The organism is Dietzia sp. DQ11-44 (assembly GCF_014145205.1).
Classification (GTDB): Bacteria; Actinomycetota; Actinomycetes; order Mycobacteriales; family Mycobacteriaceae; genus Dietzia; species Dietzia natronolimnaea.
This window is the reverse complement of record NZ_JAALEC010000330.1, coordinates 1-1,403: the sequence shown is the minus strand read 5'-3', so window position 1 is coordinate 1,403 and position 1,403 is coordinate 1. Positions and strand designations below refer to the sequence as shown.

The 1,403-nt window shown below is 72.1% G+C and carries 2 protein-coding genes and 1 pseudogene; 2 read left to right on the top strand and 1 reads right to left on the bottom strand.

The window, feature by feature from the left end; all coding sequences use genetic code 11:
- Positions 1–418: LmeA family phospholipid-binding protein (locus tag G6018_RS08990; RefSeq protein ID WP_187700426.1), on the bottom strand; the 418-nt coding region annotated here is incomplete at its 3' end.
- A gap of 84 nt (positions 419–502) precedes the next feature.
- Between G6018_RS08990 and G6018_RS08985 the strand changes: the two genes are divergently transcribed.
- Both G6018_RS08985 and G6018_RS08980 read left to right on the top strand, forming a co-directional pair.
- A complete protein-coding gene (locus G6018_RS08985) occupies positions 503–1,192 on the top strand; it encodes a response regulator transcription factor (RefSeq protein ID WP_179524621.1) in 690 nt (229 codons plus the stop codon).
- A pseudogene (locus G6018_RS08980) lies at positions 1,189–1,403 on the top strand (mycothiol synthase); the annotation flags it as partial. The gene G6018_RS08985 and the pseudogene G6018_RS08980, both read left to right, overlap by 4 nt.

Here is a 1,403-nt window from a genome sequence, read left to right as displayed (position 1 = left end):
GGCTCGGGTCGTCGGCGCCGCCGACCAGGACGTCCCGCATCCCCAGGGCGGGGCCGAGCGAGTCTCCGGTGATCTGGACGGAGACGGTGACCGCACCCGCGGTCATGTCGGCGGACCGGTCCTCCGGCACGGACAGATCGGTGACGGCCGCCTCCACGGCCACCGGACCGAGACCCGGGCGGGTGACACCCTCGACGCGGATCGACGCCGACGCCAGTGTCCCGGGCCCCGCCCACCGTGTCGACGGGCCCCCACCGATCATCACCGACGGGGCCGCGACCCCCGGGGTCGCCGGGCGGATCCGGGTGGACACGTCCGCCTCCACCATGGAGGCGTTGACGGAGTCCACGGTGAAGGCGCCGACCACCACGACGGCCAGGGCGGCGGTCGCCACCGTGACACTGCGACGGGCTCTCATGGGGTTCAGGTCTACTCCGATCGTCGGAACTGGGGGACGGGTCGCTAGTATCGTCTGGGCGCCCGGACGAGGAGGAAGCGACACATGGACGTAGTGCTCCTCACGACTGAAGCCGACCCCGAGGCGGTGGTCCCCGCGCTGTCGCTCCTGCCGCATTCGGTCAGACTGCTGCCGGCCCTCGCCTCCTCCGTGGCCGAGCTGTCGGGGGCCGCGCTCGCCGTCGTCGACGCACGGAGTGATCTCGCGGCGTCCCGCGCGCTCTGCCGCCTCCTGTCGGGAAGCGCGGACATCTCCGTCATCGCGGTGGTCTCGGAGGGCGGGCTCATCGCGGTCAGCGGGGACTGGGGTCTCGACGACATCATCCTGCCGACCACGGGACCGGCGGAGGTGGACGCCCGGTTCAGGCTCTCCGCCGCCCGTCACTCCGCGCAGGGGGAGTCCGACGGCGGGTTGCTCACGGTGGGCGAGCTCGTGATCGACGAGGAGACCTACGTCGCCCGGGTGAAGGGGCGACCCCTGGACCTGACCTACAAGGAGTTCGAACTCCTCAAGCACCTGTGTCAACACCCCGGACGCGTGTTCTCCCGCGCCCAGCTCCTCCAGGAGGTCTGGGGATACGACTTCTTCGGCGGAACCCGGACGGTCGACGTCCACGTCCGACGGCTGCGGGCCAAGCTGGGGCCCGACCACGAGTCCCTCATCGGAACCGTGCGTAACGTCGGGTACAAAGCGGTCCGGCCGACCGACCGCAGGGAGGACGGGGGAGACGCATGACCGCCATCGAGCACGCGGTGGACGACGAGACGGCCGCGCTGATCGAGGCCGTCGCCCGGGACGCCGCGGCCGAGGACGGGGTGGCACCGCTCGGCGAGCAGCCTCTGCGGTCGCTCCGGTCGGGCGACGAGCAGGCCGTCCGCCATCTCCTGGTCCGCGGAGACGAAGGTGATGTCGCCGGCTACGCCCAGCTCGACGGCAGCGGCGGGGA

Bases quoted from the DNA above. Each gene is read 5' to 3' on its own strand.
- G6018_RS08985 (WP_179524621.1), top strand. From the start codon at position 503: ATGGACGTAGTGCTCCTCACGACTGAAGCCGACCCCGAGGCGGTGGTC.